The following is a 24,854-nucleotide window of genomic DNA, read 5'->3' as shown; positions in this document are numbered from 1 at the left end:
GGGTCTCCCTAGGCGCGGCCGCGCAGCGCGCGGCGCAGGATCTTGCCGCTCGCGTTGCGGGGTAGTTCTTCCACGAACTCGTAGCTGGTGGGCAGCTTGTAGTCGGCGAGCCGGTCCTTGAGGAACAGCAGCAGCTCGCGCGGCGTCGGCCGCTCGCCGGGCCGGGCCACGATGCAGGCGTGCACCGCCTCGCCCCGCACCTGGTGCGGCACGCCCGTCACGGCGGCCTCGGCCACCGCCGGGTGCTTGCTCAGGGCGTTCTCCACCTCGGCCGGATAGACGTTCTCCCCGGCGACGAGGATGACGTCCTTGATGCGGTCGCAGATGTAGACGTAGCCGTCGTCATCGATGTAGCCCGCGTCGCCGGTGTAGAGCCAGCCGTCGACGATGGCGCGTTGGGTGTCACGGGGCCGCTGCCAGTAGCCGTCCATAAGGGCCGGGGTGTCGATGCGGATCTCGCCGATCTGGCCGCTGGGCAGCGCGGTGCCGCTCTCGTCCACCGCCTGCACGGCCACCCCCGGGTACGGGCGGCCCGCGGCCTTCAGCCGGTGGCTGCCGGGGTAGTGGTCGCCGGGCGGGAGGCAGACGGCGGAGGCGCAGGTCTCCGTGAGCCCGTAGATCTGGGCGAACTCGCAGCCCATCACCTCGATGCAGCGTTGCAGAACGGGCTCGGGGATGGGCGAGCCGCCATAGACGACCTTGCGCAGCCCCGCGAAGTCGGCCGGTCCCACGCCGGGTTCGGCGAGCAGGATCTGCAGCATGGAGGGGACCATGAGGGCGGTGGTGAGGCCACCGGTCCTGATCAGCTCCATGGTCCGCTTGGCGTCGAACCCGGGCACGAGCACGTTGGTCGCCCCGGCCCGGAAGCCCTGGAGAAACCACCAGGGGCCGCCGATGTGGTGGCCGGGCAGCAGGCTGAGGCTGTGGTCCTCCTCCCGCCAGTCGAGCCAGTCCAGTTCGTGCCGGGCGAGCAGGTCGTTGACCGCCCAGAAGCTGCGCTGGCTGAGCACGACGCCCTTGGGCACGCCCGTGGTGCCGCTGGTGTACATCTGCGCGAGGGGCCGTGCCGCGCCACCGGGCGGCCCAGGGTCCAGGTCGGTGCCGGGCTGGTCCGCCGACCAGGAGAGGAAACCGGCCCCGTGACCGGTCTCCTCCTCCAGCGGGATGACGCCGCGCAGCTCCGGAAGGGCGGACCTGACCTCCGTCACCGCGGGGAGGCAGGTCCCCTGGGCGAAGAGGAGGGTGCTGCCGGAGTCGCGCAGCACGTGCTCGATCTCGCTGGGCGTCAGCCGGGGATCGGCAGGGACGAGGACGGCACCGGTCTTGGCGCAGGCCAGGAGCAGGTCGTACAGGTGCTCGCTGTCGTGGCCGAGGTAGCCGACCCGGGTCCCGGAGCCCACCCCCGCCCCCAGCAGGGCGTGGGCGGTGCGGTTGCTGCGCTGGTGCAGTTCCCGGAAGGTGACCGTACGGCCCTCGCAGGCGATGGCGACACGGTCGGGCCTGATGTCGGCGTGCTGGGCGGACGCGGCGGCGACCGTGCGCGCCCGAGTGGCCGCCTGGGCGGGAGCGCTCATCACTGTTGTCCTTCCGCTGTTGTGGTCAGCCGGCCGTCGATGAACTCACCGAGCAGCGCGACCGAGGGGTGGTCGAAGACGCTGGAGGCCGACAGCGGCAGCCGGAAGCACACCTCCAGGGCGTTCTTCAGCTCCACAGCGGCCAGCGAGTCAAGACCGACCTCGAAGAAGCGGGCGTCCGGTGGCACGTCGTCGGCTCCGTCGAAGTGCAGCAGGTCGGCGATGACGCCTCGGACCACGAGGGACACGCCCTGCCGCCGTTCCGACTTGGGCAGCTGGAGCAGCGCTTCGAGGTCCACGCTGACGGCCGTACGCTGCGAGGACCGGCCTACCTGCTGGTAGAGCGCGTTGGGCAGCGGCCGGGTCGCCACACACTGGTCCCAGTCGACCTCGGCGATGGTGACCTGGGCCGGTGGCCGCTCCAGCAGCCTGATCAGTGCGCGCATGCCCGAGGTGGGCTTGAAGAAGCCGAACCCCTGGTGTTCGACGTTGGCGATGTTCTGCTCGCTCATGCCGGCCGCGAGGCCGATCTCGCCCCACGCGCCCCAGTTGACGCTCATGCCGGGCAGCCCCGCTGCGCGGCGCCGCCACATCAGCGTGTCCAGGAACGCGTTGCCCGCCGCGTAGTTGGCCTGCCCGCGCGACCCGAGGACCGAGGTCAGGGACGAGTAGCCGATGAAGAACCGCAGCTCCGGGTGGTCCTGGGCGGCCTGGTGCAGCAGGTGGCTGCCGTAGACCTTGGCGCCGAAGACGGTGTCCAGGCTCTCCCAGGTCTGCGCCGCCACCGGGGCGTCGGCCAGCACACCCGCCGCGTGGACGATGCCGCCGAGCGGCTGGCTCCGCGCCAGCAGGGCCTCGCTGACACCCCGGACGTCATCGGCGTCGCCGACGTCAGCGGCGTAAGTGATCACTTCGGTGTCCTGGCCGAGCCGGGCCTGGAGCGCTTCGAGCTCTTCGGCCGCGGGCACGCGCCTGCCCATCAGGGCGATGTGGCGGGCCCCCAGGCCGACGAGCCGCTCGGCGGCGAGTCGGCCGAGGGAGCCGAGCCCGCCGGTGATGAGGTAGGTCCGGTCGGGGCTGACCTCGGCCGGTGGCGGCTCGGGCAGATGCTCGTCGTGGAAGGCGATCACGACCTTGCCCGTGTTGGCGCCCCGGCTGAGCGCCCCGAACGCCTCCTCGACCTCGTCAAGGCTGTACGTCGTGGTCGGCAGGGGGGTGAGCTGCCCGGAGGCCAGCTGTTCCGCCACGGTGCTCAGCGCGTCCTCGGCCAGTTCCCTGACGCGTTCCTGGGAGATGTCGCTGAAGTCGGTGTACGTGATGTCGGGCCGGGCCTTCGTCACCTCCTGCGTCGCCAGGACCCCGACCTTGCCCAGTTCGACGAAGTGACCGCCGCGCGCCACCGCGCGCAGACCAGCCGTGGCGAAGTCCTTGTCGAGGCTGCTGAGGACGATGTCCACACCCTTGCCGTCCGTGGCTTCGAGGACCTCGTCGGCGAAGTCGAGGGTGCGCGAGTTCATCAGATGGCGCACGCCCTGGTCGCGTAGCAGCGGCCACTTGTGCGCGCTGGCGGTCGCGTAGACCTCGGCCCCGGCCAGCTTCGCCAGCTGCACCGCGGCCTGCCCGACGCCACCGGCCGCGGCATGGATGAGGACCCGGTCGCCCTTCTTGACCCCGGCGAGCTGGTGGAGGGCGTGGTGGGCGACGAGGAAGGCGGCGGGCAGCGCCGCGGCCTCGGCGAAGGAGAGACCGCCCGGCTTGCGGGCGACCTGCGCCGAATCGACGGTCACCCGCTGCCGCAGACAGCCGAGGTGGGCCACGATGACCTCGTCACCCACCTGGAAGGAGGCGTCGGGGCCCGCCGCGATCACCTCGCCCGCGCACTCCTGGCCGAGCGGGAGTTCCATCGGCCCCGTCCCGGCCTCCTCGGTGAACTGCCGGTGCAGGCCGAGGACGTTGAACACGTCCTTCATGGTGAGCCCCGCCGCGCGCACGCGCACCTGGACGTGGCTTCCCTCCGGCTCCGGGTCCTCTTGGAGCGGTACCGCGGTGACGCCGCTGAACTGCCCGTATTCCTTGACGACCAGTTCGATGTCGGAGGGCGGCCCGCCCGTGCCCGCGTACACCCGTCGCACGTGCCGCAGTCCGGAGCGGTAGGCCACCTGGTATTCGGTGGAGTCCTTGGCCGCCCACTCGTCGAGGAGCGCGGGGTACGCGCCGGCGGTGCCAAGGGCGGGCAGGTCCAGCAGGGTGACCCGCTGCGCGGGGTACTCGGTCCACATCACGTGGCCGAAGCCCCAGAGGGTGGCCGCCGCCAGGGTGGCCTCGTCGTCGGCGCCCGGGGCGTCACCGGGGACCCACTGGCCGCCCTCGGTGATCAGCCACAGCCGCTGGTCGCGCCCGAAGCCGACCTCTTCCAGGCCGTCCCTGAGCGCGAGCAGACTGCGGTAGTTGCGCTCGCACTCGTCCCGTAGCGACTCCGCGGTGTCCCGCCGCGGCTGCCAGAACCAGCACACGTCCGTGGGCCGTTCCCGTAGCAGCTCAACGGCCTCGCTCGTGGTCGCGGCCGCCGAGAGGGTCACACCGCGCGCCACGGCCGGCTCGGCCAGTTCCGCGAGGCCGGCGGCGCCCGCGCCGATAAGGACCGCGTGGCGCGGCTCCGGGTCACCGGCGCGCAGCGACCGTTTGATCCAGCGCACTTCGGAGTACATCCGGTCGCGGTCGGGGGCGGCGTTCGCCACTTGGCGCAGGGTCAGCTTCTCCAGTACGCAGACGGTGCGGTCGCCGTCGAGCACGAGCAGGTCCAAGGTGGGCGCCGCTGGTTCGTCCGCACCGGTCTCCCCGGTCGCCGGGTCGGCCGCGGGTGGGACCATGCGCACCACGCTGCGCAGCTTCTGGCCGCGCGGTTTCTTCAGCAGGCGGCAGCGGCCGAGACCGACGGGCATGGCCATGACGTCGCTGTCGCCCGCGAGGGCGGTGAGCGTCTGGAAGGCGCAGTCGAGGATGGCGGGCGGCAGGTGCTCGGCGCTGACGCCCTGCTGTCCGCGCACGTCACCGATGGCGAGCCCGGCCCTGTATCCGTCGGCCTGGCTCAGCCCCTGGAACTGCGGGCCGTACTCCACGCCCAGCTCGCCGAAGTCGGCGTAGATATCGTCGGCCGAGCGCTTGACGGTGGGCTCGCCCGGCTGCTCGGCGAGGGCCCGCAGAGACCGTTCCGTCTCGTCCAGCTCGGGGGCGGGCCCTGGCGCGATGGTCGCTGTGGCGTGCTTGCGCTCGATGCTCCGGCCGCCTTCGTCCTCGCTCTCCACGAGGCTGACGATCTCCACGTGGAGGCCACCGTCGGCGAGCGCGCACACCCGGGTGCGCAGTTCGGTGGTGCTCTCCTCGGTGAGGAACAGCGCCTCGTGGATCTGGACCCCGGTGACGGGCAGGCCGGTCTCGCCGTGTACCGCGTCCTGGACGGCGAAGAACATCTCCACGTATCCGGCGCCGGGGAAGACGACCTTCCCCGCCACCTTGTGGTCGGCGAGGTAGCCGGGCCGGTCGGCGCTGACGCGGGAGGAGAACTCGCGTGCGCCGGTGGCGCGCTGTTCGTCAGTGGAGATCTCCTTGCCGAGCAGCGGGTGCGCGTCGAGCGGGCCTCGGGCGGCGGGCAGCGCCGCGGGCGCGGGGAGCCAGTGCCGCCGCCGGTCGAAGGCGTACGTGGGCAGGGTGATCCTGCGGCGTTCGCGCCCCCGGTGGTGGTCGGCCCAGGAGACGGGCGCGCCCGCGACGTAGAGCTGGGCGAGTGCCTGCCGGGCGATGGTGGCGTCGGTGTCCTCGGGGTGGAGGCTGTTCAGCCACAGATGGTCGGTCGCGGCGTCGAGGCACTGCTTGCCCATGCCGATGAGTTCGGTGGCGGGTCCGCATTCGAGGAACGCGTGGCGGCCGCGTTCGGCGATGGCCCGCATGCCGTCCGCGAACTTCACGCCTTCCCGCAGGTGACGCGCCCAGTAGTCGGGGGTGGACAGCTCCGCGGGGTCGGCCACCGTGCCACTGAGGTTGGAGATGAGGGTGTACTCGGGCTCGTGGAAGGTGAGCCCGGCGACGACCTCGCGCAGTTCGTCGGCCGCCTCGGCCATCAGCGGGGAGTGCGAGGCGCAGGACACGGCGAGCCGCCGGTTCTTGATCTCCCGCTCGGTGAGGGCTTGTTCCACGCTGGTGAGGGAGTCCTTGCCACCGGACAGGACCAGCTGCCTCGTGCCGTTCACCGCGGCCACCGACAGGTCGTCGTGGTCGGCGAGCAGCGGGGCGACCTCGGCGACCGACGCCTCCACGGCGGCCATCGCGCCGGGTGGTGAGGCGTCCATCAGCCGGGCGCGCGCGGCCATCAGGGTGACCGCGTCGTCGAGGGAGAACAGACCGGCGACGGTGGCGGCGACGATCTCGCCGATGCTGTGCCCGGCGAGCACGGAGGGCTCGACGCCCCACGACAGCCACAGCTTCGCCACCGCGTACTCCAGGGCGAACAGCGCGGGTTGCATGTAGCTGATCTGGTGGATCAGCTCGGCGTCGTCGGTGTCACCGAGCAGCATGTCCCGGATGGACCGGCCCAGGTGCGGGGTGAACAGCCGGTCGCAGGCGTCGAGGTGTTCCCGGAACACCTCGAACCGCTCGTACAGCGGTTTGCCCATGCCGACGTACTGGGTGCCGCCTCCGGAGAAGAGGAACGCCACCTGGGCCGTGGTGCCGCCGGTGCCTGACTGCGCGGTCTTGGTCAGGCCGCGTTCGAGGAGCCTGGCGACATCGTCGTGGTCGCGGACGACTCCGGCCAGGCGCAGCCCGAAGTGCGCGCGACCGGCATTGGAGGTGTAGCAGAGGTCGCCGATGTCGGTGTCGGGCGCGTCCCGCAGCATCCGCTGGTAGCGCTGGATCTGCCCGTGCAGCGCGGGGGCGCTCCTGGCCGACAGCGTGAGGAGGTGGCCGTCGCCGTCGGCCGGGGCGGGGGTGTCCTCCGCGCGTTCGGGTGCCTCTTCGAGGACGACGGAGGCGATGGTGCCGGTCAGGCCGAAGGAGTTGACCAGGGCCCGCCGGGTCGTGGCCGACCAGGGGCGGGCGTCGGTGGCGACGGTGACCGGGGCGGTATCCCAGGGGATGCGGCGGGAGGGCGTGTGGAAGTTCAGGTGCGGGAAGATGGTCTTCTCGCGCAGTTGCAGCGCGGTCTTGATGACGCCGCCGATGCCCGCGGCGGACTCCATGTGCCCGACGTTGGTCTTCAGCGAACCGATGGTGACCGGGTTCTGCGGGGTGTGCGACTCGCTGAAGACGGAGGTGATCGCACTGATCTCGATCGGGTCGCCGAGCGGGGTGCCGGTGCCGTGCGCCTCGATGTACGAGATGTCGTGCGGCCGCAGGTCGGCGGCGGCCAGCGCGGCGCGCATCAGCCCCTCCTGCGCGGTCCCGTTCGGCACCATCAGGGAACTGCTCTCCCCGTCCGAGCCGACGGCTGAGCCGCGTACGACGGCGTAGATCTGGTCGCCGTCGCGCTGGGCGTCGGCCAGCCGCTTGAGGAGCAGCGCCCCGCCGCCCTCGCTGCGGCAGTATCCGTTGGCGTCGTCGTCGAAGGTCTTGCAGCGGCCGTCGGGGGCGAGCATGTTCGACTGGCTAGCGAGGATGTACGGGCGTGGGCTGACGATGGCGTTGACGCCGCAGCACAGCGCGACGTCGGTTTCGCGCTCGCGCAGCGCCTGGGCGGCGAGGTGCACGGCGACCAGGGACGCGGAGCAGGCGGTGTCCACGGTCATGCACGGCCCGCGCCAGCCGAGGAAGTACGAGAGCCTGCCGGACACCGCGCTGAGCGCCGCTCCGGTGGGCATGTAGCTGTTGAGTTCCTCGTTGGAGTACGCGCCCATCTCGCCCGCGTAGTCCGTGTTGCTCACGGCCACGTAGACGCCGCCCCTGCCGTGCCGCAGGGTGCCGGGGTCGATTCCGGCGTCCTCCAGCGCTTCCCAGGAGACTTCGAGGGCCAGCCGCTGCTGGGGGTCGACGTAGTCGGCTTCCTTCGGTGAGATGTTGTAGAACTTGGCGTCGAACTGGTCGATGCGGTCCAGGAAGCCTCCGCGTTCGCAGCGGATGACGCCCTTGGCTTCGGGGTCCTCCGAGGTGAGTCCCTCGGGGTCCCAGCGGTCCGTGGGGAGCTCCCGTACACCGGACTGCCCGGTGCGCAGGAATTCGGCGAATCCGTCCGGCGCGTTGTTGCCGCCGGGGACCCGCAGGCCGATCCCGACGATGGCGATGAGTTCGCCGGTGGTGTCCCGCTCCGGTCGGCCGGCGCGGTCCTGCTCCTGCGAAGAAGCGGCGATTCCTGACATGGCTCCTGCTCTTGTTCGCACAGTGCGTGCTCCAAAACTCACGAGGCGACAGCTCGGGTCGTTCGTACGGCGAGCCGCACACCGCCGAGGCAGGCGGGCACGTCTTCCTCGCCGAAGCGGCAGAGAGTGCTGACGAGCACCAGTGCCCCGCTGTCGCCGTCGCGTTCTTCGACGCCGACCACGTCAAGCTCTCCCCAGAAGTGGCGCCCGCGCATGGGGCGCCGGAAGGTGCTGCGGAAGTCCACGATGAGAATGTCGGGGAGCTGCCGCGCCCAGAATTCGTCAATCGTCCAGGTGTCGAACGGCCACATCGCCTGTTCTTGTACGGACTTCGCCAGAATGTAATAGACCAGTTGGTTATAGCAGAGGTTGAATTCGACGGCGTTGAAGTGACCGGTGTTGTCGATGTAGCACGACTCGGGAATGGTGAATTCGCCGCGCGCGCTGACCCGACCACCGTCCCGGGGTTCTCCCTGACGCGTCACGGTGGCTGTTTTGAGATACCGGCAGTGAGGTTTGTACGGCGTGAGGACCCGTGTCAGCAGATCCTCGTCACACGCGTACGCGACCGGCTTGGCCGCAGGAGTGGCCAGTTCCACGGTGGCCCCTCAGCGGTCGGACGCCGGGCGTCGGCCGATGCCGGGGTAGAAGTCGTACTCGTCGTGCACGGTGACGCGGTGCGAGACGGTCGGCTCGGGCTTGGCCGTATGCCGGGCGCAGTGCACAAGGCTGCGGTTGTCCCACAGCAGCAGGTCGCCCTTGTCGAAGGTCTGGAGGTGGATATTCTCGTGCTGGAAGGTCGTATCTGACTGGCCGGTGGCCGCGAGCAGCTCCCTGAGCAGGCTGTCCGGCAGCGGCTTGCCCTCGGCGTCCTGCAACTCGTAGGTGAACGCCTCGCTGATGTACAGCAGGGGCTCACCGGTGACGGGGTGCGGGAAGACGGTGGGGTGGGTGACGGCGGGGGTGGACTCCTCGATCTCGGCGAGGACGTCGACGACCGGCCGGTAGACGTCGGTGGGCCGGATCTTGAAGTAGCGCCGCACGCTGTTCAGGCTGCGGGTGCCCGCGATGGCGGCCTTCAGGTCGGCGGACAGCTTGCTGTACGCCTTGCCCATGTCGATGAAGTACGTGCCGCGGTTCTGCCGGGGAACGACCTGCGGGTAAATGAGAGTCAGGCCGAAGGGACGCGGCATGAACGAGTAGTCGTGGTGCCAGAACTTCCCGGTCTGGGGCACACCGACCTGCTGGCCCTCCTCCTTCACGTTGGAGGAGACGAAGATCTCCTTGTGCTCCGGGTGGTGGTACATGGGCTGGTAGTACGTCTCCACCTCGCCGAGCCGCCGCCCGAAGGCGACGAACGCGCCGGGTGTGAGGTGCTGGTCCTTAAGAACAACGATCTTGTGCGTGTAGATCTTGTCTTTGAGGGCGGCGAGTTCTTCGGCGGTAGCGCCGAGGACGTCCAGTCCCTCCACCGAGATTCCCATTGCTGCTGTTGCCGGAATGGTGCTCATGATCTCTCCCATGGGTGATGAAGCGGATGACGAATGCGCGGGAACGAACAAGGGGGCGCTCTTCACAACGCCATGTCGCAGCGCTCGATGAGGCGAGCGCGACGGCTTCACGGGACTATCCGCGAACCGTCCTGAGCCTGGTCCAGTCGTCTCGCCTCCGGCGAGCACTGGTCTTTTTGGCTGCCCTTGTGGAGCTCGCTGCTCCCGTGGACACGCAGGGCCTGGCTGACGTGAGCGATCGACGCGGTCCGGTGCAAACCACGGACCCACGGTGAGCCGTCAGCGCATGCGGCCATGTCGCTCCTGTCGTCGTACTCAAGCCGCATCACCATGCCCGACCCGGCTTAGGCGGATCTTCGCTCGTTCTGAAATGGAAGAGTGACGCCTGCGACAGGTGTTCTAGGAGCTGTTGTCCGGGCGCCGCGTGACACGGCGGACACTGCGCGGACGGAGCGGAGATCCACAACAGGGCCGACCGGTCGCGATTAGCCCGATGGGGTGACGCGGGCACTCCCGATGAAGCAAGGGGGTGAACGCAGTGTGCACGCACCATTCGCCCGGCGTCCCGTCACCTCCACAGACCATCGCGCGCGGTTGACGCACGGGAGAGCGAACGCCAAGGACGGGCCCGTGAGCAGCGGTAAGGGCGCGAGGGGGCAGGGTGCGCGCGACACGGCGCGGGCGGCCGGGGATCAGTGGCGGACCGGGCGCGCGAGTCCGGCTGCCGTGTCCCACTGGCGGGATTCCGGCCCGTTTCCGGCCGCGCCCGGCGGGCGGGTGGGCTCGGCAGGGCGACGGCTCACCTGATAGAAGGAGGCGCCTGGCGAGCGTAGACCGAACAAACGCGGAGCTGCGGATGGCAGTCAGCCGACGTCGGTCACGCGAATCTCGCACCGGCGCGGCGGCGTACCGGCCGTCCGCGGCTGTCCCCCGAACGTGTCACGGCCTGACAGGCGACAGGCCGTCCGGCCGACGCCCCCTCGGGCGCACCACATCGCACGAGCCTTGCTCACAACCACCCCACGTGAGGAAACTTCCTTTGAAGATCAGGACTGTCATCAAGCTGGTGAGGAACCGTCAACTTCCGCTGACCCTGCGCCTGTCGAAGAACTGCCTGACACCGGTCTACCGCACCTCGTTCCTGGCCTCGGCGGCGAGCAACGGTGTGCTCAAGCAGCTCGCGGCGAGCCCCTGCGACGTCGCCACGCTCGCCGACGAACTCGACGTCCGCAAGGACAAGGAGCTGCTGCGGGTCTGGCTCGACATCGGCGTCCACCTCGGCGAGCTGGGCTACCGGCAGGGCCGGTACCGACTGCGGAGCAGTACGGCGAAGGAGCTCGCGCGCGCCGAGCAGGACGCCTTCGCCGCGATCATCGACCAGCTGCTGCGCTTTCACGCCCCGATGCTGCTGGACGCCCCCACCATGCTGCGTGACGGGCGGCGGCTGACCTACGCCGACCAGGACGGGGCGCTCATCGCCCGCTCGTCCCGGGCGCTGGAGCCGGCCGTCCAGGAGGCCATCAGGCTCGTAGTGGACCGCGCCGCTCCGCTCCGGCTGCTCGAAGTCGGCTGCGGCAGCGGCACCTACGTGCGGCATGCCGCCTCCCTCAACCCGAAGCTGACCGCCTTGGCGATCGATCTGCAGAGCGAGGTGGTGGAGCAGGCCACCACCCAGCTGGCGGAGTGGGGGCTCGCCGACCGGGTGGAAGTCCGGCAGGGCGATCTGCGGACGTTCGAGACCGAGCCGGAGTTCGACCTCGTCACGCTGCACAACAACATCTACTACTTCCCGGTGGCCGACCGCGTCGCGATCCTGGAGCGGGCCCGCTCCTTCCTCGCGCCCGGAGGCAGGCTGCTGCTGACGACGGGCTGCCAAGGCGGGAGCCTGGGCTCCCAGATGCTGAACATGTGGTGCGAGTACACCGATTTCGGCGGCCCGCTGCCGGAGCCGCAAGAGCTGGTGGGTCAGCTGAAGAGCGCGGGGTTCACCGACGTCGCGGCGCACCGGCTGATCCCGGCCGAGCAGTTCCGCGCGTTCGTCGGCACCAATCCGGCCCCCGCGCCCTCCTGACTCTCCGTCGACGTCCCAACCAGGCATGACGCCCGCCGCGCCTCGTGGCCGGGGTTGGTTTCCGCAGGTCAAGCGGGGCCAATGGGAGGCTGCGAGGTGAGCGGGGCGCGAACACCGAGTGACGAGGGCCGGGGTGAAGAACTTCACAAAAGACCGTTTCAGCTCTGAGTCTGGTTGGTTCATGACGCAAAATCCCTAACCGGCACTACCAAGCCCTCGTCACCATGGCGGGGCGGCCCGGGCGGACGCCGAGTCCTGCCGCCGTACCGGGCCCTGGAACGCACAACACTGAATTGGCAGGAACGGGAGACCCAAGCACGACGGGCCACGAACGCGGTGGCCCTTGGGGTGAAGCCACGCATGTGGCCGGGCAACTTCGCCAGCCCGAACCCGACAGGTCATCTTTCGCAGGCGGATGACGAAGGGCTCTCGCATGTCCACGCATGCACACATACCCCTGCCCGCCTCCCGGTTCGGCACCGCGTCCGCACTCACTGCGGCGCTCCTGGTCGGCACAGCGCTGGTACCGGCGCTGACCACCGAAGCCGAAGCGGCCACCCCGGCGGGCAAGGCCCTGAAGGTCGCAGCTTCCAAGAAGGGGGCCCCGTACAAGTACGGGGCGACAGGTCCGAGCCGGTTCGACTGCTCGGGCCTGACGCTTTACTCGTTCAAGAAGGCGGGGAAGAAGCTGCCGCGCACCGCGGCCGCCCAGTACAACAAGACCCGCCATCTGTCCGCGCGCTCCCGCAAGAGCGGCGACCTGGTGTTCTTCCACTCCGGCCGGAACGTCTACCACGTCGGCATCTACGCCGGGAAGAACACCATCTGGCACGCGCCCAAGCCGGGCAAGTCGGTCCGTAAGGAAAGGATATGGACAAAGAACGTCTGGTACGGCCGCGTGCGATGACGTACGCGTCAGCCGGGGGTGAGCAGGACGGCTGACGGGCCGCTCGGCCAAGCGGTGACCGCCGCCTTCGCTTCCAGCGGAGGCGGCGGCCGCGCGTGAGGACTCGCACACGGCCCGCACACTCACCAAGGCGAGTGATCCTTGCCGCGAATACGTCACCCGAAAGTGAGGCGCGCCGTTGTCCTTGCGTGCCGTCCTGACCGCGGACGGCCCGGACCAAAAGGACTAGTCATGTTGCGACGTACCACGGGCGCTGCCATCGCGGCGGCGGCGATGGCTTGCACGATGGCGCCCGCCCAAGCCAACGAGGCGACTGTTCCGCTCAACGCCGAGGCCAGCCTCTGCCTGCGCGGCGACGCCGCCCAGCGGCTCGCCGACCGCGGGATCTCCATGGTCGCCACCGGTGAGGCACGGCTCGCCGGAAAGCACCGGGAGTGCGTGGCCTTCCCGATCCACGAGGGCACCAAGACCAGCTCCCGGCTGAGCGGCGGCATCCTCTTCCACGACCGGGAAGACCGCCTCGAACTCAACAAGATCGTCAACCATGTGGACAAGGCCCCGCGCACCATGGTCAAGTCCTCCGTCAACGGAGCCGCCCCGCAGTCCACCAAGCTGCTGAAGTACGCCATCCGACGGGAGAACGTCCAGTTCACGCGCAAGGAACTGCGGGCCGTCAACGTCCCCACCACGCTGACCAAGCAGGGCGAGGACCTGTTCAAGCAGACGTTCCAGATGTCGCCGTTCCGCAAGGGGCAGAAGCTGTTCACCCTCAACGCGTCCACCGAGCTGGCCAAGAACGCCCCCAGGGACCCCGACGCGCTGGTCACCCCCAAGTAGTGAGCGCGCCTCGTGGCGGGTGCGCCGCCGCCCACCAAGGCCGGGACACGGGCGCCCGCGCCCGCGCGGCCTGGGTCTGCGGGCCCCCGGCCACGGGCCGCTGACAGACCGTAGCGGGTTCCGAGGACCGTAGCGGGTCCCGCTTCCCCGGTGCCGCCGACGCGCAGTGCGCTGCCGGCGGCACCGGGGTCAGTCCCCGCCGACCAGGCCGGCGGCCGCTGCCCTGCGGATTCAGCGGCAGGGGCCTGAGCCCCCGCGGGCGATGACCGGCCTCGTCCGGGCTCCGGCTCCCACGGCGTCATACGCGCCGCCCCCGGGCCCCTCTGCTCTGGTTCCCCGTCACCGCCGCGCGACCGCGCTGGTCTCTGGTCCGCACCCGTGCCTCCAGTAGCCGGACGGCCTCCCCCGCGCCCCCGGCCTGCCCCGCCGCGCACACCCGTGCCTTCCGCGACGCCCCACAGCCCGACACCGCGACGGCAGCGGTCCCGGGCGCCCTGAGACCAACCCGTCCGGCGCTCTGACTCCTTCCGGCTCTCCTCGGCTCCTCGGCTTCCGGCTCTCCGCAGCGCGACGAGAGTGGTGGCTGGGGCGCCACCGGCCCGCCCGCCTCCGCCCGTGATCGGCTCCACGTACGGTGTGACAGTGACGGTCGGCGGCGGCTGCCCGCGGCAGCCGGTCCGGAGCGGGCACGAGAGGGTGATGCGGACGATGCGGGTGGCTTTGTTGCGAACGGTGGGCGCGGCGACCGCGCTCTACGGCCTGGCGGTGACGGCGTGGCCTGACCTGCTGGCCCGGCCTTCCGGGCTGGCGGACGACGACGGCCAGGTCCGGTCGGCCACCCGGATCTCGCTGCGCCCACTGGCGTGGCGGGACGCCGCCAGTGGACTCGCCATGGTGGTCGCGCCCGAGGGGCCGGCGCTGCGGACCGCCACCGCGCTGCGGATCGCCGCTGACTTCGGTGACGCGGCGCTGCTCGGCCTGACGCTCCCGGACCGGGACCGGCGCGTCATGGCGGTCGCCGTCTCCGTCGGCTGGGGCGCCCTGTCCGTCGCCGGTCTGCTCACCTCTTCCCGGCGGGGGCGGCGATGAGGCCCCGCGCCGTGTTCGTACGCGACGCCACCGCCGTGGCTCCCGCCCTGGTCCTGCGCCCGCCCGCCATACCGCCGCGCGCCGCGGTGCTGCTGCTGCACGGCGGGCGCGAGGACGGTCTTGAGCCGCCGCCGTCGCTGAATCTGCCCAGTGCCCGGATGCGGCCGTTCGCCCGGGCCATCGCGCGCGCCACCGCCGAACATCCGATAGCGCTCGGCGTCGTCCGCTACCGCCATCGCGGCTGGAACGGCGAGCGGGACGACGCGGCTCAGGACGCGCAGCGTGCCCTGGACGAACTCAGCTCCTTCCACGGCCCCCTGCCGGTCGTCCTGGTCGGGCACTCCATGGGCGGCCGCGCCGCCCTGCGAGCCGCCGCGCACCCCAGTGTCCACTCGGTGGTGGGCCTCGCGCCGTGGTGCCCGGACGACGAACCGGTGGCGCAGCTGGCGGGCAAGCGTGTCGTGCTGCTCCACGGCGACCGGGACCGGGTGACGACGCCGAGCGGGTCGCGGGAGCTGGCCGCGCGGGCCAGGGAGGCGGGCGCCCAGGCGTGCGCGCTCCTGCTGCCCGGCGGTGATCACGCGATGCTGCGCCGGGCGAACGCCTGGCACTCGCTGACGACCCGGGTGGTCACCGGACTGCTCGGCCTGACCCCGCTGCCCACTGTGGTGGACAACGCGCTGTCCGCGCCGGAGGCGGACGGTCCGGAACTTCCGGCGCCGACGGGCTGAAGCGGGCCCCTGGCGACTGGCGTGAAACGTGCGGTCACGCCCGGGTGCCAGCAGAGCGAAACGCCCATAGAGTGACGGTGGAGAGCAGCAGGGAACGGAGAGCGTCAGGGCACTGGGCGCGGCGACCAGCGACGCCGGTGATGACGATGGCCCCGGCAGGGGTCACCGCCACGCCGGCTGGTCCGCGCGCCGTCCCTGGCAGCGCGGAACGTCATCACGAGGTGCGAGACACGGTGCGGACATCGCGACAGCCCGGCCCGCGGCCGCCACGGCACGCGGACCCTTCCCGCCGCCCGCCCCACCCTGGGCGCCGCGCCCCCGCCACCCGCTTCCCGCCTCTTCCCCGCACGGGCCCGCCCGGGAGCACTCCAGGTCCGGCCCGCCCGAACTCCTCGGCACCGGCGGTGAACTGGGCACCTGCCAGGCCACTCCCGACGCCAGGACAACCAGCTAGAGTCAGCGGTTTCCGCGCGGCATGAGGGGTAGAACGCGGGGCGACGGCGGATGTGGAGGAGACGTACGTGGAGCACGGCCGGAACAACGCCGTGCGGCCCAGCGCCGTACGCCGCTTCACCACGGCACTCTCCGACCGGTTCACCGCGCGCGACAGCGCTGCCCAGGACGGCAGCGCACGCGACGAGCTCACCTGGCTCAACGAAGCGAGCGTCCGCATCGGAACCTCCCTCGATCTCCTGACGACCGCGCAGGAGCTCGCCGACTTCTGCGTCCCCCGGCTCGCCGACGGCGCCGCCGTGGATCTGCTGGAGTCCGTGCTGCACGGCGAGGACGGCGCCCGGCCGGGCCGGGCCGACCGCCCGGCCACCCGGGCGATGGGCGTCGCGGCGATCGACGGTCTTGACTCGCTCGAACCCGACCCGGTGGGCGAACTCAGCTCCACGGGCGCGGACAAGTACGCCACGAAGTGCCTGACGACCGGCGAGCCCGTGCTCGTCGGCACCATCGCGGCGGCGGACTTCGAGCGCGTGGCACCCACCACCAGCGCGGCGGCGCAGCTGCGCGCGGCGGGAGTGCACAGTTACCTGGTGGTGCCGCTGATCGCCCGTGGGGTGCTGCTGGGCGCCGCCGACTTCATCCGCACCGGCGACCGGCCCGCCTTCTCCCCGACCGACGTCGCCCTCGTCTCCCAACTGGCGGAACGGGCCGCCCTGTTCGTGGACAACGCCCGGCTGTACGAACGTGAACGCGCACACGTCGTCAGCCTGCAGCGCAGCCTCCTCCCCCGCGCCACCCCGCACACGCCCGGACTGGCGGTCAGCCACCGGTACGCGCCGACCGCCGACCCCGGCGGTGTCGGCGGCGACTGGTACGACGTCGCGTCGCTGCCCGGTGGCCGGACCGCGCTCGTCGTCGGGGACGTCATGGGCCACGGCCTGTCGGCCGCCGCCACCATGGGCAAGCTTCGCGCCGTCGGCCGGACCCTGATGGCGATGGACATGGCGCCGGACCGGGTGCTCGCCAGGCTGGACCTGGCCGCCCGCGACTTGGAGGAAGACCAGATCGCGACCTGTCTGTGCGCGGTCTACGACCCGGCCGACGCGAGCTTCACACTCGCCAGTGCCGGGCACCCGCCGCCGTTGCTGGTCACCACCGAGGGCGAAGCCTCGTATGTGCGGGTGCCCGTCGGCGCGCCGATCGGTGCCGGTGTCATCCCCTACGACGCGCTGCGCCTGACGGTCACCCCGGACAGCCGGCTGGTGCTGTACACCGACGGGCTGGTCAAGTCGCGTACGGAGGACATCGACAGCCAGCTGGAGCGGCTGCTCAAGACCGCCGCCGACATGCGCTTCGCCGAACTCGACTCATGCGCCCTCAGCGACCTGGCGCCGGCCGGACGGGCCCGGTTCGACGAAGCGGTGCTGCTGGTGGCGGCGGCGCGGCGGTCGACACCAGGGACGGCCCTACGGATGTGGGACCTGCCGGGCGACGGTTCGGCGGCGGGAACGGCGCGTAAGTACGTCAGGGAACAGCTCGACATCTGGCGTCTCGGTGACCTCGCCGATGTGACCGAACTGGTGGTGAGCGAGCTGGTCGGCAACGCGCTGCGCTACGGCGGCGGCCCGGGCCGGCTGCGTCTCCTCCAGCACGAGCGGCTCGTGGTGGAGGTCTCCGACACGGGGCCCGACCTTCCGCAGATCCAGCACGCGTCGCTCCACGACGAGGGCGGCCGGGGGCTCCAGCTGATCAACATGCTGTGCCGCCGCTGGGGTTCATGCCGGACGGCGACCGGCAAGGTCGTCTGGGCGGAACAGGACATCCCGGCCTCGGCGGGCGAACGAGCCGGGACCGGCTGAGAGCGCGGCCCCACGGCGCGCGCCCGGAGTGCGGGCGGGGGCGAGGGCCGCGCTCACCCGGCGTACGGCCGCCGCGGTGGCGTTGTCCCCCGTCACCCCTGCTGCTGGGCCTTGGCGAGCTGTTCGAGGATGGCCACGGAGAAGGCCGGGAGGTCGGCGGGTGACCGGCTGGTGATGAACTGACCGTCGATGACGACCTCTTCGTCGACGACGTCGGCTCCGGCGTTGCGCAGGTCGGTGCGGATGCTGGGCCAGGAGGTCAGACGGCGGCCGCGTACCACGTCCGCTTCGACCAGCGTCCACGGACCGTGGCAGATGGCCGCGATGGGCTTGCCGCTGTCCACGAACCTCTTGGTGAAGGCGACCGCGTCCTTGTTCATGCGCAGCTGGTCGGGGTTCATCGTGCCGCCCGGCAGGATCAGGGCGTCGTAGTCGTCGACGGACGCGTCGGCGACCAGCCCGTCCACGGAAATCGTGCCCGCCGGGTCGAGGTCTCCCTGGCGGGCCTGGATCTCCCCGGAGTGGACCGAGATGACCTCGGCCGTGACCCCGGCGCCCTGGAGGGCTCCGCGTGGTCCTTCGAGCTCCACTCGCTCGACGCCGTCGGTGGCCAGGATCGCGACCTTCTGGCCGCGGAGGTGGTGTGCCATGTGCTCGTCCCTCAGGGTCGTCGTCATGGTCATGGGCGCGTCGTTGACACTGCTTGACGTCGGCTGGTTCTCGTCCGCCGGCGGCTGGGCCGGGCTCACTCGTACGGCTCAGCCCGTTCGCCGTCGGGACGGACGTCGCCTTTCCAGGCTCGCACCCAGTCCGGCCCTGTCAAATCCGCCCGTCTCTCCCGGCCCGTCCGCTGGTTCTCCTCGCTCGCTTCCCTGTGCGCGCTGCTCGGCCAACAGGAGCAACTCGGCGCCCAGCAGGGCGGCTGCGGCTCTGCCGTTCGGGTCCTTTCCCGTTTGCGGCGGAAACAACGGGGGACCCGGTTCGCGTGGGCTATCGCGCCATACCGGGCCCGTCACATCGCCAGGGCAGCACTTGAGAACAGTGGGAGTAGGGAGACAGGGCCGTGACCGATCACGTGAGCCAGGCACCCAGCCACGACGAAGAGGACGCCAAGGCCACGTCAGCAGCCGAGCATGCCAGTCGTACGCCGTCGCCCAAGGCGGCCGGGCCGGAGGCCGAGCGCTTGCGGACCTGTGTGGAGTTTCCGCTGGAACCGCACATCGTGCGCGGCGAGGACTGATGGCTGTGCCGGTCACACGTTCGAACAGGGCTCCCGGCCCCCGCGGGAGCGACACCACGGACATGACGTTCGGCGCCGCCGAGGAGTGGTGGCAACGCGCCGAATGCGCTCACGAGGACCCGGAGTTATTCTTTCCCGTCGGCGTGGTGGGTCCGCGAGGCTTGCAGCAGGAAGCAGCGGCCAAGTCCGTCTGCGCCCGCTGCCCGGTCACTCGGATGTGCCTGGACTGGGCCGTACGCACCGGCCAGACCCACGGCGTGTGGGGCGGTACGGGCGAAGCGGACCGCCAGGACCTGCTCCGCGCGGAACGCGAACGCCGGCGCCACCGGGAGGGACAGCCGCCCGAGCGGTGAGGGGCCGAGGCCGTCCGCACACCGAGGCTCGGGACACTCCCCGTATCCATGAACCCCCTCCTGCCCGTCGCCCTGAAGTGTCGTGCGCGCAGTCCTACCCGCCGATGTCGTCACGCTCGTCGGCCACGGGCCACGCGCGCATGAGGCGACCGCGGGGTTGGGGTCCGCACGCGCCGTGCCGGGGACGGGCTCGCTCCTCCAACGCTGAACATCTTGCGGGTGGTCACGCCGAGAGCTGTGTGAGATCGCCGGTCTTCACTGCGATGAGGAACTCGGCCCAAGCCTGGGGTGCGAAACGCGGTGTCGGTCCGTCAGGGTCTTTGGAGTCCCGGACGCCGACACCATCGGAGAAATCGGCAACCTCTGTGCGGTAGGAATCGCTAGGCTGGCAGTAGGAGCTCTTGCGCCATGGGCTGACCGGTAACGCTGACTCTCTGGCCACGTTTCCGTCCTCCTGCTTGGAGCATCTGACGGGGACAGGCAGCTCAACCTATTCCGCATGACGTGCTGCTGCCCAGGCGATGCAGGCGATGAACCCAGGATGACTTGAAGCTGATCCGCGCGTAGGTGGTGCCGGGGCGGCTGTCAGACGGTCGGCGCGTTCGTACAGCTCACCGGTGTGCGCGTTCTTCACACACGGGCGGATGGCGGCCATCATCGCGTGATACCGGTCATCACAGCGGCCGGACTGGACGTGTGCGTAGTCGCCCAGGACCCGATGCCAGTCGGCGCGCGCCTCGTCGAGTCGGCCGACTCCGAGTTTCCGTTCCGTGAGCAACGCGCCGTAGCGGACCCGGCTCCGGCGGTAGACCGGCTCGCGCAGGTGGGAGGACTCCTCCACGGAGTCGACAGACCCGGCCGTGTCGCCCAGCTCGTACAGAAACTGACCCATGTGGTGGTTCAGCGACGACTGGAGGGAGGAGCCGAACGCTTCGGCTCGCGGCTCCGCCCTGTCCATCGCGACCTCGGCCTCCTTCAACCACCGCAGGGCCGTGGCCCGGTCGCCGCTCTCAGCGGCGGCGCGGGCCTGCTGCCTGGCGAGGAAGGCCCGCATACGCGGGCCCAGGGCACGGCTTTGGCCATGGCTTTGGCCATGGCGGCTTTGGGCTTGCCCGTGGCGGGGGAAACCATCTATGCGGGGACTCCCGGCGCCAAGGGGCCGCCGTGCTGAGCGGGGTGGCGCCGCTCGCGGGCTCCGCCTCCACCCGGCTGTGTCGTCGCGGCCGGGATCGCCTCCGCTGAGGGCCCGGTGTGCGCGGTGTCCCGCAGCGGGAACGCCTTGGGCCGCTGACCGACGCAGCCGAGGCCGCGGGCGTCCGGCACCGAGAGCGCGGGACGAGGCATGGCGGCGCGGGCCGCGGCGCGCGGCCCGGCCAGTCCGACCGTGCCGGGCCTGGGGCGGTGGCCCTGGAGAGGAAGGAACGGATGCGGCGTGCGATGACGGCGGGGGTTCTCCCGCCGATCCGGTGGACCATGCTCTGCACGCTCTACGTCATCCTCAGCGGCCCGCAGCCGCCGACAGGCACCGGGCCGGGACGGGGGCCGGGACACGGCGCCGGCTTCTCGGCGTGCGGCTTACCAGGAGAGGACCGCTGATGGAGCCGCGCCATGTGACCGCCCTGACCTTGCTGTGCACCGCCGTGGCCGTACTGGCACTCGCGGCGCTGGCGCTGCTCGTACTGCCCGCGCCCTACGCACGACTGCACGCCCTCACTCCGGCGACATCGCTGGGCCTGCCGCTGCTCGCCATCGCGCTCGCTGTGGAGATCGGCCCCGGCCCGATGGCCGCCAAGTTGCTGCTCGTCTCGGCGATCTCCGCGATCGGCGGACCGGTCACCGCCCTGGCGGTCGGCCGGCACCTGGGCGGTTCGAAGAGACATCCGCAGCCGGCACCGGACACCCGGCACGCGGAAACGGACGCCCCGCCATGACCGCCGATCCGCCCGGGCTGCGCTAGCTGCCCTGGCTGCCCGAGCGGCGCGATGACGGCGACGCGGTGGCCGGCCACGCGCACCGCGCGTAGGGAGATCAAGAGGCGCCTGGCGATCTCCGCACTCCCGATGTATGCGACTCGCGCCGCATAGCGAGAGCCCCCGCGTGCGCGCATAGCCCCAACTCGCCCGTAGGGGCTAACAGGCGTTGTACATTGACGGCCGGATGTACACCCCTGTTCGTCTTAGGTCACTCAACTTACGTGTCCTTTACGAAGTTGACCATTCATCAGGAGCTTTACCACGATGTACGCTGCCGCCCTCGTATCCGGAACCACGGTCCTCATGGAGATCTGCAGGTTCATGATCTGAATGGCCTGACTCCAGACCGGGCGACGGGAGGCGACTTCCGTACCACCGGAATCAGGTGTCGTCATCGGCCCCGCCGCCCGCTCCGGGTGACGGGGCCGATGCCATCCGACGGCTCGCGGTCCAGCCTCTTGCAGGCGTTCTGCAAGCGGTCCGCCCAGGCCCCCCGCGCACGCTCGTCCCAACGGGTGCACCGACCGGTGACCGTCAGTGAGGACGCCCGGTCACCGGCGGGCCCGGCGACGTGTTCTCAGTACCCCGGGGGAGGCAGAAGCGACATGGCCAATATCGTGATCGCGGGGATGACCAGGCTGTCCATGACGGTTCCCGTGGATGGTTTCCCGCTCCAGTTCGACGCCTACCGCAGTCCGTCCTGGATGCGGTGTGCCGTGGTGGGCGGCGCGTACAACATCGCCGGGGCGCTGCTGCGCCTGGGCGACATGCCACGACTGTGCACTCTGGTCGGGGCCGATGACGCCGGAGAGGTCATCAGGACAGCGCTCCGGCGCTCGGGCCTTGACGGCCCTGGCATCGTGACCGTGCCCGAGTCGGCGAAGACGGTGATCCTGCTCGAACCGGACGGGCGGGCCGCGCGCAACGCGTGGGCGAGCGGGCCCCGCGACTACCCGATGGAGCGGTTCATCGAGCGTGCCGTGGGGGCCGATCTGGCCGTGGTCAGCGGAGGCGCGTTCGGGGCGCCGTTCCTGCCGGTGGCGAAGGAGTTGCTGAGGCTGCCCATCGCCACGGACCTGCACACGGCGCTCGATGTCGATCACGCGGGCCAGCGGCCGTGGCTGGAGTGTGCCGATGTCCTCTTCCGCAGCCACGAGCGGCTGTCGGGGCCGCCGCAGGAGTGGATCGCCGAGGTGCTCCGCAGGTATCCGGGGTGCCGGATCGCCGCAGTGGGGCGCGGTGAACAGGGTTGCGTGATGGGCCTCAGGGACGGCCGTATGGTCGAGATCGACGCGGTGACGCCACGGCCGGTGCGCAGCACGGACGGCGCGGGCGACGCGCTGTTCGCCTCGTTCCTGCATGGCTGGCTCGCCTCTGGCGAACCGGTGGAAGCGCTGGAGTCGGCGGTGGTCTTCGCCGGGTGGAAGGTCGGCGCCGACTCGGCGGCGGACGGTTTCTTGTCGCGCGATGAGCTGGCGGCGCTGCGTCAGGTCTATCCGCTACGTACCAAGGTCGGAACCTGGCGGTGAGGCCGGTGGGGGTGGTGAGGGCGGTACAGGCGGCGGGGCAGCCGGGCCCGGTGCCGGGCCCGGTGGCGCGCTGAGTCCGCGGCGCCGGTCGGCGGCACGGCGGGCGTCCACTTCGGCGCCGAGCCTGTCGTAGACGTCCTCGGCCCGGGTGTAGCTGTCCCTGGCCGAGGCCGTGTCGCCTTCCGTCTCGGCCAGGGCTCCCAGCGTCTCGTGGATCGTACCGGTCTCGAAGACGTCACCGCCGAGGGCGCCGTGCGCCGACAGGGCGGCGTGCAGGTGGGCACGGGCCCGCCCGCGGTCGCCGGTGCGCCAGTGGGCTTCGCCCAGCAGCCGTTCGGTGAACGCCGCGTGGTAGGGGTCCCCGGCTTCGACGAGGGCGTCCCGTGCCTGGGCGAGGTGCGTGATCGCCGCCTCGTGCCGCCCCGCGAGGCTTTCGGCCTCACCGAGCGCGGTGTGTTCCTTGGCGGCGCCGTGCACATCGCCGGTCTCCTCGCGGATGGCGAGTGCCTCGCGCAGGACCGTCCGGGCCCGGTCCAGGTCGCCGAGGGCGCGGTGGGTGAGGCCGATGTTGCGGAGCACCAGGCCCTCGCCGCGCCGGTCGCCGATCTCCCTGCGGATCGCCCCCGCCGCCTCGAACTCGCGCAGGGCCTCCTCGTAGCGCCCGGTCTCCCGGTACGCGATGCCGAGGCCGGTGCGCAGCCGGGTCTCGCCGAGCCGGTGGCCGCAGGCAAGTGCGCCTTGGACGGCGAGCTGGTGGGAGGAGATCCAGTCCTGGTGGTAGCGCATGAGGACGAACAAGGCCCACAGGGATTCGGCCAGTTGCCAGTTCGCCGTGTCCAGCCCGCGTTCGGCCGCCAGCCGCTGGACGGCGAGCAGGTTCTCCCGCTCGGTGTCCAGCCAGTCCAGCGCGGACGCCGAGTCGATGAAGGTCATCGGCGCTACGGGCGGATACCCGTACTCGGCCGGTGGGCGCCGCCGGTGCGGATACAGGACGTGGTCGGCCTCGTTCGCGCTGGCGAGGTAGTAGTCGGTGAGACGGGTGACGGTTTCCAGCCGCGACAAAGGTGCTTCGTCGAGTCCGGCCCGGCTCCGTGCGTGCTCCTGGATCAGGTCGTGGAACGCGAACCGCCCGGGGGCCGGTGCGGCCAGCAGGTTCGCTTCGACGAGACCGGCCAGGCACTCGGTCACGTTGCCCACGACCGGGGGTGTCCCCGCGACCGCCTCGGCGACGGCGGAGCCGAACTCGGGTCCCGGGTGCAGGCCGAGCCGCCGGTACAGGCGGGCGGTGTCGTCGGAGAGCAGCGCGTAGGACTGGTCGAGGCTGGCTGTCATGGAGACCTCCTCATCGGGCCGGCCGGACCGCAGGGCGGCGAGTCCCGCGGCGGCCGAGGCGACGCTCCACCCGGGGCGGGTGGTGAGCAGGGCGGCTCCGACGCAGATCGCCAGCGGGAAATGCCCGCAGGACGTCACGAGCCGCTGAGCCGCGGCCGCGTCGGCGGCCACCCGGTCCGCGCCCGCGATCCGGCCGAGCAGTTCGACGGCCGACGTGGGGTCCAGGGGTTCGACGGGCAGGACTTCCGCGCCGTCGAGGAGCAGTGAGCTGAGCCGCCACCGGCTGGTCACCACGCACGCGCTCGCCGGGGAGGCGGGGACCAGCGGGCGGACTTGCGCCGCCGACACGGCGTTGTCGCACAGCACGGCGAGGCGCCCGTCGGCGGTCAGCGTGCGGAACAGCGCCGCCTGTTCGGCGAGTTCGGCGGGCATCTGGTCCGGCAAGGTACCGAGCGCGCGCAGGAACCACGGCAGGACGGTGCTGGGGGCGACCGGGTCTCCCCCGTCGTGGCCGCGCAGATCCACGTACAGCTGTCCGTCGGGGAACGCGTCGCGGCGGGTATGCAGCCAGTGCAGGGCGAGTGAGGTCTTGCCGACCCCCGCCGGCCCGCTGATCAGCGCGAGAGCCGGGGAACCGGACCCCAGGAGCGAGTCGAGTCTGCTGAGACTTGCGGTGCGGTTGGTGAAGTGCCGTGCGGCTGGCGGGAGTTGACGTGGAGACGGGCGTCGGCTCGAAGCGGGCACGCCGACGTGGACGTCACCGTGGATGGCGCCCGCCTGGAGGCTCGGGCCGAGAACCGAGCCTGACAGCGTGTTGCGGATGTCCCGATCCCGTGACTCCCCGCCCGCCGGTTGTCTGCCGTCGCTCCCCAAGCCGTCCCCCAAGGCCGAGAACAGATGTACAGGTCAGCTTTCCCTGGACGACGGCTGCCCAGGGCGGCCGCCGGACAAACGGCTTCCGGCACGGTGGGCCGTGCGCGTCCCGGCTGCCACGGGCGCATGCCTCGCGTGCGCGGCCGAGCGCCCCCTGTGCCTCAACCGCCCGTAC

18 protein-coding genes and 1 riboswitch are annotated in these 24,854 nt (G+C 71.2%); of the genes, 10 read left to right on the top strand and 8 right to left on the bottom strand.

Going from position 1 to position 24,854, the window contains the following annotated elements; all coding sequences use genetic code 11:
- Nucleotides 1-8: 8 nt before the first annotated feature.
- Genes AC5P1B_RS02315 through scoE form a run of 4 tightly spaced genes read right to left on the bottom strand, consistent with a single transcriptional unit; the run spans nt 9 to nt 9,432 of the window.
- Nucleotides 9-1,574, bottom strand: coding sequence for a long-chain-fatty-acid--CoA ligase (locus AC5P1B_RS02315; RefSeq protein ID WP_493884430.1), 1,566 nt, complete (start codon nt 1,572-1,574; stop codon nt 9-11).
- A complete protein-coding gene (locus tag AC5P1B_RS02310) occupies nt 1,574-7,921 on the bottom strand; it encodes an SDR family NAD(P)-dependent oxidoreductase (protein WP_493884429.1) in 6,348 nt (2,115 codons plus the stop codon). Before AC5P1B_RS02310 ends, AC5P1B_RS02315 begins: the two co-directional genes overlap by 1 nt.
- 38 nt (nt 7,922-7,959) lie before the next feature.
- Complete coding sequence (locus AC5P1B_RS02305) at nt 7,960-8,520, bottom strand: FcoT family thioesterase (RefSeq protein ID WP_493884428.1); 561 nt, start codon at nt 8,518-8,520, stop codon at nt 7,960-7,962.
- A gap of 9 nt (nt 8,521-8,529) precedes the next feature.
- The gene (gene scoE, locus AC5P1B_RS02300) at nt 8,530-9,432 is read right to left on the bottom strand and encodes a (3R)-3-[(carboxymethyl)amino]fatty acid oxygenase/decarboxylase (protein WP_493884427.1); all 903 of its coding nucleotides are present in this window, start codon (nt 9,430-9,432) and stop codon (nt 8,530-8,532) included.
- Nucleotides 9,433-10,471: 1,039 nt separating this feature from the next.
- On the opposite strand from scoE, the gene AC5P1B_RS02295 reads away from it, so the two are divergent.
- The 6 genes from AC5P1B_RS02295 (at nt 10,472) to AC5P1B_RS02270 (ending at nt 17,379) form a co-directional block, all read left to right on the top strand.
- A complete protein-coding gene (locus tag AC5P1B_RS02295; protein WP_493884426.1) occupies nt 10,472-11,503 on the top strand; it encodes an SAM-dependent methyltransferase in 1,032 nt (343 codons plus the stop codon).
- A gap of 276 nt (nt 11,504-11,779) precedes the next feature.
- A riboswitch (cyclic di-AMP (ydaO/yuaA leader) is annotated at nt 11,780-11,932 on the top strand.
- A 4-nt stretch (nt 11,933-11,936) separates the two neighbouring features.
- Entirely contained in the window at nt 11,937-12,410 is a 474-nt protein-coding gene (locus AC5P1B_RS02290; RefSeq protein ID WP_493884425.1) for a C40 family peptidase, read from the top strand.
- Nucleotides 12,411-12,641: 231 nt separating this feature from the next.
- The gene (locus tag AC5P1B_RS02285; RefSeq protein ID WP_493884424.1) at nt 12,642-13,247 is read left to right on the top strand and encodes a hypothetical protein; all 606 of its coding nucleotides are present in this window, start codon (nt 12,642-12,644) and stop codon (nt 13,245-13,247) included.
- A 708-nt stretch (nt 13,248-13,955) separates the two neighbouring features.
- Nucleotides 13,956-14,336, top strand: a complete 381-nt coding sequence (locus tag AC5P1B_RS02280; RefSeq protein WP_493884496.1) for a hypothetical protein — start codon at nt 13,956-13,958, stop codon at nt 14,334-14,336.
- Nucleotides 14,337-14,347: 11 nt separating this feature from the next.
- Nucleotides 14,348-15,067 carry an alpha/beta hydrolase gene (locus tag AC5P1B_RS02275; RefSeq protein ID WP_493884423.1) on the top strand — a complete coding sequence of 240 codons (720 nt, stop codon included), beginning with the start codon at nt 14,348-14,350 and terminating at the stop codon, nt 15,065-15,067.
- A 521-nt stretch (nt 15,068-15,588) separates the two neighbouring features.
- The gene (locus AC5P1B_RS02270; RefSeq protein WP_493884422.1) at nt 15,589-17,379 is read left to right on the top strand and encodes a SpoIIE family protein phosphatase; all 1,791 of its coding nucleotides are present in this window, start codon (nt 15,589-15,591) and stop codon (nt 17,377-17,379) included.
- A 92-nt stretch (nt 17,380-17,471) separates the two neighbouring features.
- Here AC5P1B_RS02270 and AC5P1B_RS02265 read toward each other — a convergent pair whose 3' ends face one another.
- Entirely contained in the window at nt 17,472-18,029 is a 558-nt protein-coding gene (locus tag AC5P1B_RS02265) for a type 1 glutamine amidotransferase domain-containing protein (RefSeq protein ID WP_493884495.1), read from the bottom strand.
- Nucleotides 18,030-18,442: 413 nt separating this feature from the next.
- On the opposite strand from AC5P1B_RS02265, the gene AC5P1B_RS02260 reads away from it, so the two are divergent.
- Complete coding sequence (locus AC5P1B_RS02260) at nt 18,443-18,619, top strand: hypothetical protein (RefSeq protein ID WP_493884421.1); 177 nt, start codon at nt 18,443-18,445, stop codon at nt 18,617-18,619.
- A gap of 62 nt (nt 18,620-18,681) precedes the next feature.
- On the top strand, nt 18,682-18,972 hold the full coding sequence (locus AC5P1B_RS02255) for a WhiB family transcriptional regulator (RefSeq protein ID WP_493884420.1): 291 nt from the start codon (nt 18,682-18,684) through the stop codon (nt 18,970-18,972).
- Nucleotides 18,973-19,195: 223 nt separating this feature from the next.
- On the opposite strand, the gene AC5P1B_RS02250 is transcribed toward AC5P1B_RS02255, so the two are convergent.
- Together AC5P1B_RS02250 and AC5P1B_RS02245 are read right to left on the bottom strand one after the other, a co-directional pair.
- Nucleotides 19,196-19,414: a DUF397 domain-containing protein gene (locus AC5P1B_RS02250; RefSeq protein ID WP_493884419.1), complete on the bottom strand. Its 219-nt coding sequence runs from the start codon at nt 19,412-19,414 to the stop codon at nt 19,196-19,198.
- Between the two features lie 48 nt (nt 19,415-19,462).
- On the bottom strand, nt 19,463-20,107 hold the full coding sequence (locus AC5P1B_RS02245; RefSeq protein ID WP_493884494.1) for an NsdA family TPR-like regulatory protein: 645 nt from the start codon (nt 20,105-20,107) through the stop codon (nt 19,463-19,465).
- Nucleotides 20,108-20,567: 460 nt separating this feature from the next.
- Here AC5P1B_RS02245 and AC5P1B_RS02240 point away from each other — a divergent pair, with 460 nt between their 5' ends.
- Both AC5P1B_RS02240 and AC5P1B_RS02235 read left to right on the top strand, forming a co-directional pair.
- Nucleotides 20,568-20,903 carry a cation:proton antiporter gene (locus AC5P1B_RS02240; RefSeq protein WP_493884418.1) on the top strand — a complete coding sequence of 112 codons (336 nt, stop codon included), beginning with the start codon at nt 20,568-20,570 and terminating at the stop codon, nt 20,901-20,903.
- A gap of 647 nt (nt 20,904-21,550) precedes the next feature.
- On the top strand, nt 21,551-22,474 hold the full coding sequence (locus AC5P1B_RS02235) for a carbohydrate kinase family protein (protein WP_493884417.1): 924 nt from the start codon (nt 21,551-21,553) through the stop codon (nt 22,472-22,474).
- On the opposite strand, the gene AC5P1B_RS02230 is transcribed toward AC5P1B_RS02235, so the two are convergent.
- The gene (locus AC5P1B_RS02230) at nt 22,445-24,691 is read right to left on the bottom strand and encodes a tetratricopeptide repeat protein (protein ID WP_493884416.1); all 2,247 of its coding nucleotides are present in this window, start codon (nt 24,689-24,691) and stop codon (nt 22,445-22,447) included. The genes AC5P1B_RS02235 and AC5P1B_RS02230 overlap by 30 nt on opposite strands.
- Between the last annotated feature and the right edge of the window lie 163 nt (nt 24,692-24,854).

This window comes from Streptomyces sp. A01, assembly GCF_059026195.1.
This window is presented reverse-complemented; position numbering and strand designations above follow the sequence as displayed.